Annotated in this window: 15 protein-coding genes; 6 read left to right on the top strand and 9 right to left on the bottom strand. The window is 72.3% G+C overall.

The annotated features are described in order from the left end of the window. Positions 1-39 precede the first annotated feature (39 nt). A complete protein-coding gene (locus tag ACULK2_RS02525) occupies positions 40-1,182 on the top strand; it encodes a serine hydrolase domain-containing protein (protein ID WP_445970180.1) in 1,143 nt (380 codons plus the stop codon). Positions 1,183-1,329: 147 nt separating this feature from the next. Here the strand turns inward: ACULK2_RS02525 and ACULK2_RS02520 are convergent, their stop codons facing one another. After that, positions 1,330-2,136 carry a glycoside hydrolase family 16 protein gene (locus ACULK2_RS02520; protein ID WP_445970181.1) on the bottom strand — a complete coding sequence of 269 codons (807 nt, stop codon included), beginning with the start codon at positions 2,134-2,136 and terminating at the stop codon, positions 1,330-1,332. A gap of 254 nt (positions 2,137-2,390) precedes the next feature. On the opposite strand from ACULK2_RS02520, the gene ACULK2_RS02515 reads away from it, so the two are divergent. Together ACULK2_RS02515 and ACULK2_RS02510 are read left to right on the top strand one after the other, a co-directional pair. Next, positions 2,391-3,839, top strand: a complete 1,449-nt coding sequence (locus tag ACULK2_RS02515) for an NAD(P)/FAD-dependent oxidoreductase (protein ID WP_445970182.1) — start codon at positions 2,391-2,393, stop codon at positions 3,837-3,839. Further along, positions 3,836-4,219, top strand: a complete 384-nt coding sequence (locus tag ACULK2_RS02510; RefSeq protein ID WP_445970183.1) for a cupin domain-containing protein — start codon at positions 3,836-3,838, stop codon at positions 4,217-4,219. The genes ACULK2_RS02515 and ACULK2_RS02510 overlap by 4 nt, the downstream gene beginning before the upstream one ends. Positions 4,220-4,222: 3 nt before the next feature. Here ACULK2_RS02510 and ACULK2_RS02505 read toward each other — a convergent pair whose 3' ends face one another. The 4 genes from ACULK2_RS02505 to ACULK2_RS02490 all read right to left on the bottom strand — a co-directional run bounded on the left by ACULK2_RS02505 (position 4,223) and on the right by ACULK2_RS02490 (position 8,979). Beyond that, entirely contained in the window at positions 4,223-5,902 is a 1,680-nt protein-coding gene (locus ACULK2_RS02505; protein WP_445970184.1) for an alkaline phosphatase D family protein, read from the bottom strand. A 138-nt stretch (positions 5,903-6,040) separates the two neighbouring features. Beyond that, positions 6,041-6,787: a winged helix-turn-helix transcriptional regulator gene (locus tag ACULK2_RS02500; protein WP_445970185.1), complete on the bottom strand. Its 747-nt coding sequence runs from the start codon at positions 6,785-6,787 to the stop codon at positions 6,041-6,043. Positions 6,788-6,800: 13 nt separating this feature from the next. Further along, positions 6,801-7,253, bottom strand: coding sequence for a VOC family protein (locus tag ACULK2_RS02495; RefSeq protein ID WP_445970186.1), 453 nt, complete (start codon positions 7,251-7,253; stop codon positions 6,801-6,803). Between the two features lie 106 nt (positions 7,254-7,359). Then, positions 7,360-8,979, bottom strand: a complete 1,620-nt coding sequence (locus ACULK2_RS02490; RefSeq protein ID WP_445970187.1) for a PucR family transcriptional regulator — start codon at positions 8,977-8,979, stop codon at positions 7,360-7,362. Positions 8,980-9,208: 229 nt separating this feature from the next. Here ACULK2_RS02490 and ACULK2_RS02485 point away from each other — a divergent pair, with 229 nt between their 5' ends. The 3 genes from ACULK2_RS02485 to ACULK2_RS02475 all read left to right on the top strand — a co-directional run bounded on the left by ACULK2_RS02485 (position 9,209) and on the right by ACULK2_RS02475 (position 14,085). Next, positions 9,209-10,759 (top strand): CoA-acylating methylmalonate-semialdehyde dehydrogenase, encoded by a 1,551-nt coding sequence (locus tag ACULK2_RS02485; RefSeq protein WP_445970188.1) that lies wholly within the window; start codon positions 9,209-9,211, stop codon positions 10,757-10,759. A gap of 110 nt (positions 10,760-10,869) precedes the next feature. Continuing rightward, complete coding sequence (locus ACULK2_RS02480) at positions 10,870-12,303, top strand: aspartate aminotransferase family protein (protein WP_445970189.1); 1,434 nt, start codon at positions 10,870-10,872, stop codon at positions 12,301-12,303. A gap of 228 nt (positions 12,304-12,531) precedes the next feature. Then, positions 12,532-14,085, top strand: a complete 1,554-nt coding sequence (locus ACULK2_RS02475) for a flavin monoamine oxidase family protein (RefSeq protein WP_445970190.1) — start codon at positions 12,532-12,534, stop codon at positions 14,083-14,085. A gap of 45 nt (positions 14,086-14,130) precedes the next feature. On the opposite strand, the gene ACULK2_RS02470 is transcribed toward ACULK2_RS02475, so the two are convergent. Genes ACULK2_RS02470 through ACULK2_RS02455 form a run of 4 tightly spaced genes read right to left on the bottom strand, consistent with a single transcriptional unit; the run spans position 14,131 to position 17,320 of the window. Then, entirely contained in the window at positions 14,131-14,937 is an 807-nt protein-coding gene (locus tag ACULK2_RS02470) for a Pr6Pr family membrane protein (RefSeq protein WP_445970191.1), read from the bottom strand. A gap of 48 nt (positions 14,938-14,985) precedes the next feature. Further along, positions 14,986-15,819, bottom strand: a complete 834-nt coding sequence (locus ACULK2_RS02465; protein WP_445970192.1) for an amino acid ABC transporter ATP-binding protein — start codon at positions 15,817-15,819, stop codon at positions 14,986-14,988. After that, complete coding sequence (locus ACULK2_RS02460) at positions 15,806-16,471, bottom strand: amino acid ABC transporter permease (RefSeq protein ID WP_445970193.1); 666 nt, start codon at positions 16,469-16,471, stop codon at positions 15,806-15,808. Before ACULK2_RS02460 ends, ACULK2_RS02465 begins: the two co-directional genes overlap by 14 nt. A 30-nt stretch (positions 16,472-16,501) precedes the next feature. Continuing rightward, the gene (locus ACULK2_RS02455; protein ID WP_445970194.1) at positions 16,502-17,320 is read right to left on the bottom strand and encodes a transporter substrate-binding domain-containing protein; all 819 of its coding nucleotides are present in this window, start codon (positions 17,318-17,320) and stop codon (positions 16,502-16,504) included. Positions 17,321-17,584: the final 264 nt, after the last annotated feature.

The following is a 17,584-nucleotide window of genomic DNA, read 5'->3' as shown; positions in this document are numbered from 1 at the left end:
TTCGGGATATCACGTTCAGGGACGAGAGGATTCTCGCAGATGCACCCCGCCGAACGGCTCGCCACACGCCTGGACCGGCACCTCGCCGACGTGACGCGGCGGCGGGGCGAGCTCGGTCCGCCGCAGGTCGCCGTCCGCGCCCCCGCGCACGGCATCGACTACCGATCCGGGGATCGGACCGGGCGCTTCCACGTCGCGAGCGTCGGCAAGCTGGCGACGGCGACGCTCGTCGCACAACTCGTCGACCGCCGCGCGATCGGGTTCGACACCCGTGTCGCGGACCTGCTCCCCCGCGAGGAGCTGACCGGCCTCTTCGACACGACCACGACGACGGATGCCGCGGGCGGCGCGACGGTCGACCAACTGCTGTCGCACACCGCGGGCGTGGCCGACTACTTCGACGGGCCCGTGACGAGCGGGCGACGCATGCGGGAGCTCGTCGTCGCCGAACGCGACCGGCTCTGGACGCCGGCCGGGCTGCTCGCGTTCAGTCGCGACCGGCAGCGGCCGGTCGGGAGGCCGGGCGAGCGGTTCCGCTACTCCGACACCGGCTACGTGCTGCTCGGCCGGATCGTGGAGGAGGTGACGGGCCGACCGTTCCACCGGGTGCTGCACGAGCGCATCTTCCGGCCGGTCGGCATGCTCGACAGCGCCCTGCTCTTCCACTCGGTGCCGGACCGTGACCGCGACCGCGAGCCCGGCCCCGCGTCATCGGCTGCTTCACGCGACACGGGTACGACCGCGCCCGGGCGCACCGTCATCGCCCCGCTCCGGCTCGGCCGCGTCGAGGCGAGTCGATTCACGAGCCTGAGCTGCGACTGGGCCGGCGGCGGGATCATCAGCACCCCCGACGACCTGCTCGCCTTCAGCCGTGCGCTGCACGCCGGCGACCTGATCGCGCCGGAGACGCTCGCGCACCTCGCCGAGCCGCGGAACCGATTCCGACCCGGCATCCGCTACGGCGCGGGAACGATGCAGCTCCGCTTCGGCGGGTTCTCGCCGTTCCTGGCCGGCCTCCCCCGCCCGGTCGGGCACATCGGCGTGCTCGCGACGCACGTCTTCCACGACCCGGTGCACGACGCCGACATCGTGCTGAACTTCGCGTCGACCGGCGAGATGCGTCGCAGCTTCATGACCCTCATCGAGATCGAGCGCGCGCTGCAGCACGTCGCCCGCCCCTGAGCACGCGAGCCCGCGAGGAAGCGCCCCGCCCCCCCTCGACCGGTTCACCGGAGTCCCGTCGATTCACAGGACGATCCCGCCTGAACGGTCCGGTGAATCGACGGATCTCCTGCGAATCGACGAGCCGCCGCGAGCGACGGCGCGGGCTCAGTCCGCGCGGTAGCCGCGGACCGCGTGCACCGCGAACGACTCGGGGTACCGAGCGGCAGACGGCGGCGACGGCGGGAACGCGTAGACGTTGAGCATGAGCTGCATCGGGTACTGCGGCGATTGCGCGACGCTCCGGCGCACGAGCCCGTCGATCGAGAAGACGACCTCGTCGGGCCGCCAGTCGACGGCGTACCGATGGGGTTCGCGCACATCGTCGAGCACGCGCACCTGATCGAAGTCGTCGGTGATGGCGGGGTCGCCGAACGGATGCACGCCCATGCCGACGAGCGCGCTGCCGTCATCGGCGATGTCGCGGCCGAAGATCTCGAAGACGCAGATCTCGGCCGACTGCTCGGGCGAGTCCTCGAGCCCGATCATCCAGAGCGCGGCCATCGCGTGCTCGTCGAGGTCGTCGATCGCGGCCACGACCTCGATGCGCCCGAAGTGCGGCGTGTAGAGGCGGCGGTCGGCCTGGGCCTCGCGGACGACGAGCCCATCGCGGAAGGGGTGCTGGCCGATCGTCGAGCCGACCGGCCCCGACCGCACCGCGGTCTGCAGGTTCGACACGCGGGTCGCCCCGTCGTACTCGATCGACCACGCCGGCTGGTCGGCATCGACGCGCAGCCGCAGCACGCCGTCGCCGACGTCGTATCGGGCGCGGGTGCGTTCGCGGCTCGACCACTGGGGGAGGTAGTGCGGGATCCACTGCGCGGGATCGAGCTCGGGGCCGGAGAAGTCCGCGTCGAACTCCAGCAGGTCGGGGGCGGGCGGGGGCACGGGAGGAGCGGGCGGCACTGCGGGCATGCGCTCGATCCTGCCCCGCACCGCCGACACGAGGGTCCTTCATCCACAGCCCACCGCGACCGACTTCCGCATGAGGATCCGGGAGACAGGTCCGCTCGCGGCCCTGTCTCCAGGATCCTCGTGCCCGGCGGCGCGAACGCCGGCCCGGGCAGGCTGTCCGGCCGGACCGCGGCGTCCTCACGACCTGTCTATTGTCCAACTGTGCAATATGCGGCAGGATTGAGGCACCAGACCGACTTGGAGTGATCCCACCCATGGGAACGACCGTCTTCGAACGCCGCCGCCCCGCGGCATCCGTCATCGACCGCAGCCTCGCCGACACGCAGCACCGCGTGTTCTGGATCGACGACCTGCCCGACGAGGCGAAGCGGTCCCGCCCGCGCCTCGAGGGCACGCACGCCGCCGACCTCGCGGTGGTCGGCGGCGGCTACACCGGCCTCTGGACGGCCGTGCTCGCCAAGCGCGCGAACCCCGACCTCCACGTCGTGCTCCTCGAGGCGAAGCGCATCGGCTGGGCGGCATCCGGCCGCAACGGCGGCTTCTGCGAGTCGAGCCTCACCCACGGTCGCGAGAACGGCCTCAACCGCTGGCCCGACGAGATCGACGAGCTCGACCGGCTGGGGCTCGAGAACCTCGACGCGATCGAGGCGTCCGAGGCCGAGCTCGGCGTCGACGTCGAGTTCGAGCGGAACGGCTCGCTCGACGTCGCGATCGAACCGCATCAGGTCGAGTGGCTGCACGAGATGGCGGCGGATGCGGCGGCTCGCGGCGACGACACGGTGAAGCTCCTCGACGAGCACCAGGTGCGCGACCAGGTCGACTCCCCCACGTACCTCGGCGCCATCTGGAACACGCGCACGAGCGCCATCCTGCACCCGGCGAAGCTCGCGGCCGAACTCGCACGCGTCGCGGAGGAGGCCGGCGTGGAGATCTTCGAGCACTCGCCCGTGACGGGGCTGGACACGCCCGGCTCGACCGGCGCGGTCCGGCTCGTCACCGAGCACGGTCGCGTCGATGCGACCCGAGCGGTGCTCGCGACCAACGTCTTCCCGTCGCTGCTGAAGCGCAACCGGCTGATGACGGTGCCCGTCTACGACTACGTTCTCATGACCGAGCCGCTCTCCGACGAGCAGCGCGCGTCGATCGGCTGGGCGAACCGCCAGGGCATCGGCGACATGGCGAACCAGTTCCACTACTCGCGCATGACCCGCGACGGCCGCATCCTCTACGGCGGCTACGACGCGGTGTACCACTTCGGCGGCCGCATCCGCGAGGGCTACGAGGACCGCCCCGAGAGCTACGAGAAGCTCGCGAGCCACTTCTTCACGACCTACCCGCAGCTCGAGGGCCTGCGCTTCACGCACCGCTGGGCCGGCGCGATCGACACGTCGACGCAGTTCACCGCATTCACCGGCCTCGCGCGCGACGGGCGCGTCGCATACGCGTCGGGCTTCACGGGGCTCGGCGTCGCGTCGACGCGGTTCATGGCCGAGACGATGCTCGACCTGCTCGCCGGTCGCGACACCGAGCGCACCCGCCTGAAGATGGTGCGCACGCGGCCGCTGCCGTTCCCGCCCGAACCCGCGGCATCCCTCGGCATCAACGCCACGCGCTGGTCGCTCGACCGCGCCGACCACGACCGCGGACGACGCAACGTGCTGCTGAAGACCCTCGACGCGCTCGGCCTGGGGTTCGACTCGTGAGCGCGCCCGAGCCCGAGCTCGCGCGCCTCGTCGCAGGGGCGGTGACGGATGTCTCGAGCCTCCCGATCGCGCACGACCCCGTTCCCGCCGACCAGGTCGTGTCCGGGTCGCCGTCGACCGGGTACGCCCCGCTCGACGAGTCCGGCGACGGTGAACGCGGCGGCGAGCTCGGCGTGTGGGAGATGACCCCGGGCGCGATGCGCGACGTCGAGGTCGACGAGGTGTTCCTCGTGATCGCCGGACGCGCGACGGTCGAGTTCGTCGAGCCCGCCCTGCCGGCGATCGACCTCCGCCCCGGGTCGGTCGTGCGCCTCGACGCGGGCATGTCGACGGTCTGGACCGTGACCGAGACGCTGCGGAAGCTCTTCATCGCGCGCTGAGGCTCACGCCGTGATGCCGGTGCGCCGATCGGCCGGCACGGTGATGCCCGCCACCTGTTCGAGCTCGGGATGCCGCTCGTCGCCGCCGTGCACGACGCCCGTGTGCCACGTCAGCCGCAGCCCGTCCGGCTCGTCGACGAGCATCGCGAGGTTGTTGTCGAACCACGGCCCCTTCACCGTCCGCCAGCGGAACGGCGCGTCGGGCACCTTCGCCGAACGCGCCGCGAGCTTGCCGACCGGCGTCGCGATGCCGTACGACATGACGACCGCGAACCAGCGCATGAACCGCGGCAGCGGGTTGCGGATCGGCGAGCAGACGGCCTGGAGGATCCGAGCGCCGTCCGCGCGCTCGCGCTCGACTTCGGCGAGGTAGGAGAAGTGCACGTCCCCTGCCAGGAACAGCACATTCTCCGGGGGAGCACCACGTTCGCCGTCTGCGAGCTCCTCGACCATCTGCGCGACCGCCTGGAACGTGTTCTCCCACGCCGCCCAGTGCTCGAGGTCGACGGCCTGACGCAGCGTCTCGCCGATCCGCGCGGGAGTTCGACCCCAGGCCCCCTGCGAGATCGCCTCGTCCCACGCCTCGACGTGGTGGAGCCCCATGGGCAGCAGGAACGGCAGCGATGTCGCGACGAGCACCTGCCGGAAACCGCCGCGCAACTGGCCGTCGAACCAGGCGAGCTCGTCGGCGTCGAGCAGCCCGCGCGCGTCGGGGTCGAGGTCGCGCGCCGCGCGCGAATCGACCACGACGAGGCGGATGTCGTCGAAGTCGCGCGTGTAGCTCCACCTGACACTCGTCGGCTCGCGGTCGCTGCGGTCGGCGAACTCGTCGATCTCATCGGTGAGGTCGAGCTCGCCGGGCCCGTCGTGCGCGGCGATGCGCTGCCAGATCCCGTCGTCGGCACGCTCGGCCGGTGTGAGGTTGCCGAGGTGCTGGTACACCCAGTACGAGCCGAGCCCGGCGACGATGCGGCCGTGCCACCACGACGTGGCCTCCATCTTCCGCTTCCAGTCGAGCGAGGCGTTCCAGTCGTCGCGCACGTCGTGGTCGTCGAAGATCATCGCCGTCGGCACGGTCGACAGCAGCCAGCGGTTCGCCGGATCCGACCACGCGAGCCGGTAGAGGTGGGCGTACTCCTCGTAGTCCTTCAGCTCCTCCCCCGGCTCCTCCTCGATGTCGCGGCGGCTCCGGATGAACTCCTGCATCTCCTCCGACGTGAGGTCGGCGTACACCTGGTCGCCGAGGAACAGCAACAGGTCGGGCCGCTCCGCCGAGTCCGCGGCCATCGCGAGCGCGAACGCGCGCATCGCGTCGACCCCGTGCGTGCGGTTCCCGTGCGCGTCGTGCGGCACGCTCGTCCGGCACGATCCGTACCCGAGTCGCAGTCGCCTGCCCGGGAGCCACGTGGTCACGACGGATGCCGGATACTCCGAGTCGGGTTCGGGCCAGGCGCGCCGGCCGTCGACGTCGACCTCGTACGGCAGGGAGGCACCGGGTTCGAGGTCGGCGAGCTCGACGAGCGCGTAGTGATGGCCGTGCACGGCGAAGGTCCGCGCCTCCCAGGCGCGGCCGTCGGCGCGGACGCGAACGGTCGCGGCGTCGTCGGTCTCGACCCAGATCGTCGCCGAGGTCTCGTCGACGTGCCGCAGCATGGGTCCGAGCACGAGCGGGGAGGTCGCCATCACTCCGTTCTAGCCTGCGCAGCCGCCGTCGTCACGGGGTTGCGCGATCGGCTTCGAGTTCGGAGCCGACCGCCCGACCCGGCGGACGCGCGGACCGCGACGCGGCGCGCGGCCCCGACCGGCGCGCCGCGACACCGATCAGGCGACGGATGCCTCGGCCGCGCCACCCGCGCCCGCGGCGCGTTCCGGCGGCTCGACGGGTTCGATCCGGAAGGTGCGCGCGAAGCGCGCCACCCCGTCGTCGTCGCCGGCGAGCACCGGCACGCCCGCGGCATCCGCTCGGCCCGCGATGAGGTCGCGGAGCTCGGCCGGTTCGAGTGCGAACTCGACGCTCTCGGCCGGCGGCGCAGCAGCATGCGCGAGGCCCATCGGCACGGGCCGGGGCTGCGGCACCGCGTCGGGCCCGATCGGCACGACGTCGAGCGAGCCCGCGGCGACGGTCGCCGCGACCGAGGCGCGACCGACGTGCAGCACGTACTCGGTCGCGGGCTCGCGCGCCGCGGCATCCGCCCGGAACGCCGCCCGCAGGGCGATGACGAGCGCCTCGTGGCTCAGCTGCTCGCCCTCGCCGGGGTCGCCGAGCACCGACCACCCCCAGCGGCCGAGCGCGAGCACGACCGGCTCGAGCTCACGGCCGAGCTCGGTCAGCTCGTAGCCGCCGCGCACGGTCGGCACGCGTCGCACGACACCCGACTCCTGCAGTTCGCGCAGCCGGTCGGCCAAGATGTTCGTCGGGATGCGCGGCAGGCTCGCCTTCAGGTCGCCGTACCGGCGCGCGCCGACGAGCAGGTCGCGGACGATGAGCAGCGCCCACCGCTCCCCGACCCGCTCGATGGCGCGGGCGACGCCGTCGTACTGGCCGAAGCCCCGCGCGCGGGAGGCCATGCGGTCGACCCGGTCAGGCCGACGGCGACGGCGCGCCCTGCTCGGCCATGAACGCGTCCGGGCCCTTCTCTACGGCCGCGGGGTGCATGAAGAAGAACTCGAGGATGTTGCCGTCGGGGTCCTCGATGTCGCGCGTGTACATGAAGCCGAGGTCGTTCGCCGGCCGCGGCTCGGATCCGCCCGCGGCGAGCCCCTTGCCGAGGAACTCGTCGACGGCCTCGCGGGAGTCGCAGGTCAGGGCGATGAGCGCCTGCGCGTGGGTCTTCGGCTCGGTCACCTGCTTCTCGGTGAAGGTCTGGAAGAACTCCCTGGTGAGCACCATGAAGTAGACGTTGTCGTCGAGCACGACGCAGGCGGCGTTCTCGTCGCTGAACATCGGGTTGATGGTGTAGCCGAGCGCCGTGTAGAACGCCTTCGACCGGTCGAGATCGGCCGTCGGGATGTTCACGAAGATGCTGGTGGTCATGGTCTCCCCCTGAGATGTCGGGTCGGTCCGGAGCGACCGACACCGGCAAGCTTGCTCTTTGCAAGTGCACTTGTCAAGAGCAAGTAACGGATGCCGCGGTCGGCGCTCAGCGCACCCCGCTGCGCCGCACGAGCAGCGCCAGGTGCAGCGCCGTGAGCGTCTCGCCGTCGTCGAGGTCGGCGTCGAGCAGGTCGCCGATCAGCGCGAGCCGCTGGTAGAACACCGAGCGCGAGAGGTGGCTCGCCTGCGCCGCCGCCGTGCGGTTGCCCGGGTGCGCGAGCATCGCGGCGAGCACGTCGAGCAGGTCGCCGCCGCGCGCCAGGTCGTACTCGATGAGGGGCGCGAGCATCCGCTCCCCCAGTTCCTGCAGCCGGTGGTCGTCGCGCAGCGCGGTCACGAGCCTGACGAGCGGGCGATCCTGCGAACGCCGCACGACCGGGCCGCGCGCGCCGCGCGGGACGGGCGTGCGCGACAGGTCCAGCGCCTCCTGCACCGAGACGAGGAGGCCGTCGAGGTCGCCGGCACGGGCTCCGACGGCGAGCGCGACGCCCGCGGCATCCGTCACCGTTCCGTCGCCGCGTGCGGCGAGCTGCCCGGCGAACCGACGGGCCGCGTCGTCGTCGAATCGCGTGCCGCCGGGCAGCGACACCAGCACGACCCGAGCGGATGCCGGTGCGCCCGTGCCGACCGGACGCCCGTCGAGCGCACGCCCGCCGAGCCCGCGCGCCGCGGCATCCGCATCGCCGTCGGCGCCGCGACCGGTCGCGACCACGCCGTACAGGTCGGCGCCGTGCACCGGGAGACCTGCCGCCTCGAGCCGCGCGACCGCGCCGCCGGGGGCCGCGAATCGCCCGCCGAGCAGGTGCTCGACGAGGCGCTGCCGGCCGATCCGGCCCCACGTGTCCTCGTCGCCGTCGGCGAGTCGGCCGAGCGCGAGCGCGATGGCGCCCTGTTCGAGCACGCTCGTCCGGCCGGCCGGGTGCGCCGGCCCGGGCAGCGCGATGAGATGCCCCCATCGGATGCCTCGTGCCTCGACCGGCACGATGAGCCAGGCGTCGGAGTCGGCTGCGGCGGCCGCGCGTGCCCCGCGCCGGTGCGCCTCGCGCGAGCGCAGCTGCCACGCCGCGAGCAGCTCCTCCTCGGACTCCGGCGGCAGGTCGGCCGCGACGACCTCGTGCGCGAGGTTCTCCAGCAGCACGGGCGCGGCGAGGGTCTGCGCGAGCTGCTGCACGATGTAGTCGGCCGGCGCCCCGCGGAGGGCGAGGGCCGTGAACCGCTCGCGCACCTCGTCGCGCGCGTGCAGCGCCGCCGTCTGCTCCGAGATGATGCGCCGGTGCACGGCCTGCGTCAGGCCGACGAACTTCACCTCGCGGTGCAGCGCGACGAGGGCCAGCCCGTGCTCGGCGGCCGTGCGGTGCACGATGGCCGGCACGTACCGGTAGTGCGCGCCGAGCTCGAGCACGAGCCCCGAGATCCCGACCTCGACGAGGCCCGCGATGAACGCGCGGAGCTCGTCCGGCTCGGTCGGCCAGCCCGATCCGGTCGAGAGCAGCAGCTCGCCGCCGTCGAGGAGGCGGGCGACGCCCGCGCTGTCGGAGACGTGCACCCAGCGCACGCGCGCATCGAGCGCCGCATCGCCCACGAGCACCTCGGGCACGCCCGCCGCGACCGCGTCGAGCGCCAGGATCTCGCGGACCGTCGGCAGGGCTCCATCCGTCGCCGACATCCCCGTGCCGCCGGCCGCAGCGCCCGTCTGGGCGGCCGGACGATCCGTTCGATCTGCTTCGTCTTCGCGACGCTCTGGCATCCGCTCGGCCCTTTCGGCTCTGTAAGACTGGGGAAACGCCAGCCTAGACGACGTCGGTCGATCTGTCCGGTCCCGACGACCGAGCGGCGATCTCCATCCCGCGACGCGGTGCCGAGGCATCCGTCGCCACCACGACCGAAGGACACTGATGAGCCTCACCGAGACCTCGACATCGCCCGCGACGACCACCGAGGTGCCGCAGATCGGGCACTGGATCGACGGGGCGCTGCGCGCATCCGCATCCGGCCGCACGGCGCCCGTCCACAACCCGGCCACGGGCGCCGTCCAGGCGGAGGTCGCGCTCGCCGACCAGGCCGAGATCGACGAGGCCATCGCGTCGGCCGAGCGCGGGTACCGCGTGTGGAAGGACTACTCGATCGCGAAGCGCCAGACGGTGCTGTTCGCATTCCGAGAGCTGCTGAACTCGCGCAAGGGCGAACTCGCCGAGATCATCACCCGGGAGCACGGCAAGGTGCGCTCCGACGCGATGGGCGAGATCCTCCGCGGCCAGGAGGTCGTCGAGCTCGCGACCGGCTTCCCGCACCTGATCAAGGGCGCCTTCTCCGAGAACGCCTCGTCTGGCATCGACGTCTACTCGCTCAAGCAGCCGCTCGGCGTCGTCGGCGTGATCAGCCCCTTCAACTTCCCCGCCATGGTGCCGATGTGGTTCTTCCCCATCGCGATCGCAGCGGGCAACGCCGTCGTGCTGAAGCCCAGCGAGAAGGACCCGTCGGCCGCGCTCTGGCTCGCCCAGCTCTGGACGGAGGCGGGCCTCCCCGACGGCGTGTTCACGGTCCTCCAGGGCGACAAGCTCGCGGTCGACGGGCTGCTGACCTCGCCCGTCGTGCAGTCGATCTCGTTCGTCGGCTCCACGCCGATCGCGCAGTACATCTACGAGACGGCCTCGAAGCACGGCAAGCGCGTCCAGGCCCTCGGCGGCGCCAAGAATCACATGCTCGTGCTGCCCGACGCCGACCTCGACCTCGTCGCCGACCAGGCCGTCAACGCCGGCTACGGCGCCGCGGGCGAGCGGTGCATGGCGATCTCGGTCGTCCTCGCCGTCGAGCCCGTCGCCGACGAGCTCATCGAGAAGATCACCGAGCGCATCGGCCGGCTCCGCATCGGCAACGGCGCGGGCGGTCCCGAGGGCGAGCCCGACATGGGCCCGCTCATCACCGCGGTGCACCGCGACAAGGTGTCCTCGTACGTCGACATCGCCGAGCAGGACGGCGCGACCGTCGTCGTCGACGGCCGCGGGTACACGGTCGACGGTCACGAAGACGGGTTCTTCTTCGGCCCGACGCTGCTCGACCACGTGCCCACCACATCGCGCGCCTACACCGAGGAGATCTTCGGGCCGGTGCTCTCGGTCGTGCGCGTCGCGTCGTACGACGAGGGCCTCGACCTCATCAACTCCGGCGCCTTCGGCAACGGCACCGCGATCTTCACCAACGACGGCGGCGCCGCCCGGCGCTTCCAGAACGAGGTCGAGGTCGGCATGATCGGCATCAACGTGCCCATCCCGGTGCCGGTCGCCTACCACTCGTTCGGCGGCTGGAAGCAGTCGCTGTTCGGCGACAGCAAGGCGTACGGCGTGCACGGCTTCGACTTCTTCACGCGCGAGAAGGCCGTGACCAGCCGCTGGCTCGACCCGGCGACGCACGGCGGCATCAACCTCGGATTCCCCCAGAACCACTGATCCCGACCCGACTGCCCCTCACGCATCTGCCTCACCGAGATGACGCGAACGGCGCTTCGCGCAGACCGCCGCGACCGTTCGCGTCACCTCACCGGGCGAAAGGACCCCGAATGACCGACACCCTCATCCCCGTCGAGACGACGGATGGCGCGACCGCGGCCTCGTACGTCGACCGCCACAGGGCGCGACGCACCCTCCCCGACGCGGCCGCCGAGGCGCAGGTGCGCGCCGACGACCGCAGCCACGTGTTCCACTCGTGGAGCGCGCAGGCGCTCATCGACCCGCTGCCCGTCGCCGCGGGCGAGGGCGCCACGTTCTGGGACTACCAGGGCAACGCCTACCTCGACTTCTCGTCGCAGCTGGTGAACCTCAACCTCGGCCACCAGCACCCCGACCTCGTCCGCGCCATCCAGGACCAGGCCGGTCGCCTCGCGACCATCCAGCCGTCGATGGCGTCCGACGTGCGCGGCGAGCTCGCCCGCCGCATCGCGGAGGTCGCCCCGGGCGACCTCGACAAGGTGTTCTTCACCAACGGCGGCGCCGACGCGAACGAGTACGCGGTCCGGATGGCTCGCGCCGTGACCGGTCGCCGCAAGGTGCTCTCGATGTACCGCAGTTACCACGGCGGCACCGCGACCGCGATCTCGCTCACGGGCGACCCGCGACGCTGGGCGAACGAACCCTCCGACGGCTCGGTCGCGCACTTCCTGGGGCCGTACCCGTACCGTTCGTCGTTCCACTCCGCGAGCGAGGCGGAGGAGACCGCGCGGGCGCTCGCCCACCTCGAGCAGGTCATCACGCTCGAGGGCGCGAACACGATCGCCGCGATCATCATCGAGACCGTCGTCGGCACGAACGGCGTCCTCGTGCCTCCGCCCGGCTACCTCGAGGGCGTCCGGGCGCTCGCCGACCGGTACGGCATCGTCTACATCGCCGACGAGGTGATGGTCGGCTTCGGCCGCATCGGCGAGTGGTTCGCGGTGAACCACTTCGGCGTGACCCCCGACCTGATCACCTTCGCCAAGGGCGTGAACTCGGGCTATGCGCCGCTCGGCGGCGTGGTCATCTCCGAGCGGATCGCGTCGCACTTCGACACGGTCGCCTTCATGGGCGGGCTCACGTACTCGGGCCACCCCCTCGCGTGCGCCCCGGGCGTCGCGACGTTCGAGGTCTTCGAGCGCGACGGCATCCTGGAGCGCGTGCGCGACCTCGGCGAGCGGGTCGTCGGCCCGCGCCTCGCCGAGTTCGCCGAGCGGCACCCGTCGGTCGGCGACGTCCGCGGCCTCGGCCTGTTCTGGGCCATCGAGCTGGTACGCGACCGCGAGACGCGCGAACCGCTCGTGCCCTTCAACGCCTCGGGTGCCGACGCCGCTCCGATGGCGAAGGTCGCGGCGGCCTGCAAGCAGGCCGGCCTCTGGCCCTTCATCCACTTCAACCGGATGCACGTCGCCCCGCCGCTCGTCATCGGCGAGGACGACCTCGTCCGCGGCCTCGACATCATCGACGCCGCGCTCGACGTCGCCGACGCCGAGGTGGCGCGCTAGCCGCGGCACCGCGCCGCCGACCACGCTTGCCGCGCGCCCGGCGTCGCGCGCGTCGTACGCGCAGACCAACCCGTGCATGAAGGTCCGGGGTTCGGGGCCCGTGAGGGCCCTGTTCCCCGGGTCTTCATGCGAGACGGCTCGGGCCGTCGACCTGGCGCGCGCGAGCGCGCAGCCGTGCGCGCCGGGGATTGCCGGGGAGCCCGGGTCGCGAGCGGATAGCCTGAGGCCATGGACGCACGGGGGCCCGCAGGGGGGATGCCGCGACGCGCGTTCCTCGCCGCGACCCTCGGCGGACTGGCCGTCACGCTCGCCGCGTGCACCGACGGCGGTCCGGCGCCGACGCCCACCCCCACCCGGACGCCGAGCCCGACGCCCACCCCGACCCCGGGCGGCGTGCCCACCCCCACGGCCTTCCTCCGCTCCCGCTGGAGCCGCGACCCGTTCACGCGCGGCGCGTTCAGCTTCGACGCGGTGGGATCCACGCCCGAGCTTCGCGAGGCGCTCGCCGAACCGGTCGCCGGCCGCCTCGTGATCGCCGGCGAAGGCACCTCGACCGACGCGCCGGGCACCGTGCACGGTGCGTACGCCGAGGGCATCCGCGCCGCGCGCGCCGTGGCGGACCTCGCCGACGAGGGCGACCGCATCGCGGTCATCGGCGCTGGCATCGCGGGCCTCGCCGCCGCCCGGACGCTCGCCGACGCCGGGCACGACGTCGTCGTGGTCGAGGCGAGCACCACCCTCGGCGGTCGACTGCGGACCGTCGAGGACGACGACTTCGGCGGGCCCGTCGTCCTCGGCAGCGTCTTCGCGTCGGACGGCGCCGAACTCCGTCCCGTCCTTGCCGAAGCGGGCGTCGCGACGCGCCCGTTCACGCCCGTCGTCGAGGCCCGCACACCGGAGGGCGTCGTCGTCGAGCCGTCACCGGCGGGCTGGGATGCGATCGCCACCGCACAGGCCTGGGCCGCCGGCAGCTCGTCCGACTCGTCCCTGACGAATGCGCTGGTCCGCTCCGGTGCGGTGCCCATCTCGGGCGAGCCGGGCGCCGACGGCCTGAGCCCGCGCGACTGGCTGGTGAACGCCATCGCCACCGGCGTCGAGCCGACGACGGGCGCCGCCCCGACGCGCGTCTCCGCGCAGCGCTTCGACCCCGACCAGGTCTGGCGGCCGACCTCCCGCGTCGTCAGCGGCTGGACCGCCCTCATCGACGGGCTCGCCGAAGGTCTCGACATCGCGGGCTCGAGCGTCGTGACCGGGATCGCGACCGACGACGAGGGCGTGAGCCTCCGGTTCGACACCGGTGAGTCCCTCCGCATGCACCGCGTCATCGTGACCGCGTCGATCGGCGTCCTGAAGACCGACACCATCACGTTCCAACCGCCCCTCCCACTGCTGCACCAGCGCGCGATCGGCGTGCTCGGCATGGGCGCCGCCGACGTCGTGTGGCTCGCCTTCGACGAGCCGTTCTGGCGGTCGGATGCCGCGGCGGCGGCCCCGGGCGACGGCGGGTCCGGCGACAGCACGGACGGGTCGGACGAGACAACCGGCCCCGACGCCCCGGACGGGACGGCCGCGGCCGCCGAGACGGCGGAGACCCCGAACGTCTTCACGCTCGTCGGAGCGACGCCGTCGGTCGCCGCATGGCTCGACGTCGGTGTCGATCCGCGCCGCCCGGTGCTCCTCGGCGTGCTCGCCGCCGAGCATGCGCGCCGCATCGCGGAACTCGACGACGACGCGGCCCGAGCCGAGGTGCTCGCCGCACTCGAACCCTTCGCCGCCGAGTAGCGCCGCAGCACGCAGGCCGGGAGGATCACGCACGGGCCGCACCGCTCACCGCGCCGGGACGCTCCGCACCACGTCGTCGTCCACGACCTGACGGGGGCGGTCGGCCGCCATCGCCGCCGCTCGGCGCCGCGCCCAGACCCGGCGGCGCACCCCGCGCAGCGCGAGCCTCCGGTGCACCCCGACGAGCACCGACGTCAGGCCGAGGAAGATCAGCAGCACGACGACGCAGTACACCACGACCCCGGGGTACCCGCCGACCTGGCTCTCATCGAGGAAGAAGTAGGGGTACCAGCCGATGTCGGCGCCCCGGATGAGCGTGTAGACGAGCCATCCGGCCGGGAAGACGAGGGCCAGCCCGATGGTCGTCCACGGCACGGGCGGGTTCACCGCGATGACCGCGTCGACCGTCCAGGCGATGAGGGCGAGCAGGGGCACGACGAAATGGAGCAGCGTGTCCGACCACGGCACCTCGAGGCGGTAGTCGCGCGTCGACGCCTGCACCGCGATGATCGCGAACACGATCCCCGAGACGAGCAGGTAGACCGTGACGATCGTGCGGAACGCCGCGAGGATCGGCGGGTCCCGTCGCTGCGTGAGCGCGTACCCGGCGGCGACCAGCAGGACGACGACCGCGAGCATGGCCGACTGGATCGTGAAGTAGCTGAAGAAGTTCACCGACGCGAAGAGCGGGAACTCGAGCACGTACTGGTAGTTGCCGATCAGTGCGACGATCTCGATGACGGCGATCGCGAGCCGGAACACCCCGAGCGCGCGCCGCGACCGCGTGGCCCTGACGAGGACGGCCTGACCGCTCACGACCCTCGGTTCGGAGCCGAGGACGCGCGCGGACATGCCCTCACGGTAGTCGCCCCGGCTCCACGCCCGTCGGGGATACGCCGGTCAGTCCAGCGGCCGCAGGATCCGATCGAGGAACCTTCGCGTCCGCTCCTCGCGCGGGTTCGTGAAGATGTCGCGCGGCGCACCGCGCTCCACGACCACGCCGCCGTCCATGAACAGCACCTCGTCGGCCGCCTGCCGCGCGAACTGCAGCTCGTGCGTGACGACGACCATGGTCCAGCCCTCGTCGGCGAGCTCCGTGATCACGTGCAGCACCTCGCCGACGAGCTCGGGGTCGAGCGCGCTCGTGGGCTCGTCGAACAGCAGCAGGTCGGGCTTCAGCGCGAGCGCGCGCACGATGCCGACGCGCTGCTGCTGCCCGCCCGAGAGCTGGTGCGGGTACTGGTCGCGCTTCTCGGCGAGCCCGACGCGGTCGAGCAGCGCCTCGGCCGCGGCGACCGCGACTGCCCTGGGCACCCCCTGCACGCGGATCGGCCCCTCGACGACGTTCTCGATCACCGTCATGTGCGGGAACAGGTTGTGGTGCTGGAACACCATCGCCGAGCGGTCGCGCATCGCCAGGCGGTCGGCCTTCGGGACCGGACGCGCGAAGTCGATCGCGGGCCCTCCGTCGAACTCGAGCGCACCGCCATCCGGGGTCTCGAGGCCGTTCAGCGACCGCAGCACCGTCGTCTTGCCCGACCCGCTCGGCCCGATGAGCGTGACGACCTCGCCGCGGCGCACCGAGAAGTCGATGCCGCGCAGCACCTCGTTCGACCCGAACGACTTGCGGATGCCGCGGACCGACAGCAGCACCGCGGCATCGGTCGCCCCGGGCCCTCGCGGGGCCAACGGGTCGCCGCCTCGCGGCGGCGTGGGCGGGTCAGTGGGCGACATAGCGGTCCAGCCTCTTCTCGAGCATCGACTGCCCCCCGGAGAGCAGGAGGCAGAACAGCCAGTAGATCAGCGCCGCCTCGAGGTAGATGAGCATGAACTCGAACGTCGCCGACGCGATCTGCTGCGACACCCGGAACAGCTCGGTCACGAGGATCAGCGACGCGAGCGACGTGTCCTTGACGAGCGAGATGAACGTGTTCGACAGGGGCGGCACCGAGACCCGGGCGGCCTGCGGCAGGATGACGCGCCGCAGCGTCGTCGCGGGCGACATCCCGATCGTGTACGCCGCCTCCCACTGGCCCTTCGGCACCGAGAGGATGGCGGCGCGGATCACCTCGGCGGCGTACCCGCCGACGTTCAGCGAGAACGCGACGATCGCACTCGGCCACGGGTCGATCGTGAGCCCGATCGACGGCAGTCCATAGAAGATCACGAACAGCTGCACGAGCAGCGGCGTGCCGCGGATCACCGAGATGTAGAACCTGGCGACCCTCGAGACGATCCGGTTCTTCGACAGCCGCATGAGCGCGACGCCGAGTGCGAGCACGAGTCCGATCGCGAACGAGGCGAGCGAGAGCGGGATGGTGCCGCTGACCCCGCCCCACACGATCGGCCAGAACGACTCGAGGAACAGTTGCAGGCCCTCGTTCACGGGTCACCGCCTTCCTGGGACGGCGACAGGCTACTCGGTGACGTCGGCGCCGAAGTACTTCTCGCCGATCTCGGCGAGCGTGCCGTCGGCGGCGAGCGCGGCCAGCGCCTCGTCGATCGCGGCGACCAGCGCCTCCTTGTCCTGCGTGAGGGCGAACGCGCTCTCGGAGGTCTCGTCGGTCTCGGCGGCGACCTCGATCGCGGCGTCCGGCGTCGTGTTCACGTAGTCGAGGAAGGTCAGCTCGTCGTTGACGGTCGCGTCGACGCGACCCTGCTGGAGGAGTGCGACGGCCTGCGCCCAGCCCTCGACGGCCTCCACGTCCGCGCCCGACTCGGTGGCGAGCTCGTACCAGTTGCTCGTCAGGGACTGCGCGGTCGTCTTGCCCTCGAGGTCCTCGAACGACGAGATCGACGAGTCGCCCTCGTTCACGACGATGACGCCGCGCGAGATCGTGTACGGCTCGCTGAAGAGGTACTGCTCCTCGCGCTCGGGCGTGATCGAGACCTGGTTCGCGATGACGTCGAACCGTCCTGCGTCGAGGCCCGCGAAGATCGCGTCCCACTGGGTCTCCTGGAAGGCGACCTCGAGGCCGAGCTCCTCGGCGACGGCCTCCGCCACCTCGACGTCGTACCCGACGAGGTCGCCCGATCCGTCCTCGTGATAGCTGAACGGGCGGTACGTGCCCTCGGTGCCCACCGTGAGGGTGCCGGCCTGCACGAGACCGTACTCGTCGCCCGCGGCACCCCCATCGGTCGAGCCGGAACCGGCGTCCCCGGTCGAGCACGCGGCGAGCGCGAGGACGGCGGCGGATGCGGCGGCGAGGCCGAGCAGGGTGCGGGTGCGGGTCATTCGGTGGTGCTCCGTTCGTGACGTCGTGGTCCGGCGATGGTGGTGCCGGTCGCCGGGGCGGCGGTGAGCCCCGGCGGGTGCAGACGAGTCCAGCACGGCCGGGGCCACGGGATGCAACCCGATGACGCAGCGTTTCATTTCCGATCCGGCGCGATTCCCGGCATCCGGGACGACGGGCGGCGCCGGCCGGTCGAATGGGCGAGGTGCGGCGGATGTCGCATGCGCGCGTGGGCATACACGGTGCGGAGGCCACCGCGCAATGGG

The sequence above is a fragment of the Agromyces molybdatiresistens genome, assembly GCF_052748445.2.
The sequence above is the reverse complement of the archived record's forward strand: the minus strand, read 5'-3'. Positions and strand labels throughout refer to the sequence as shown.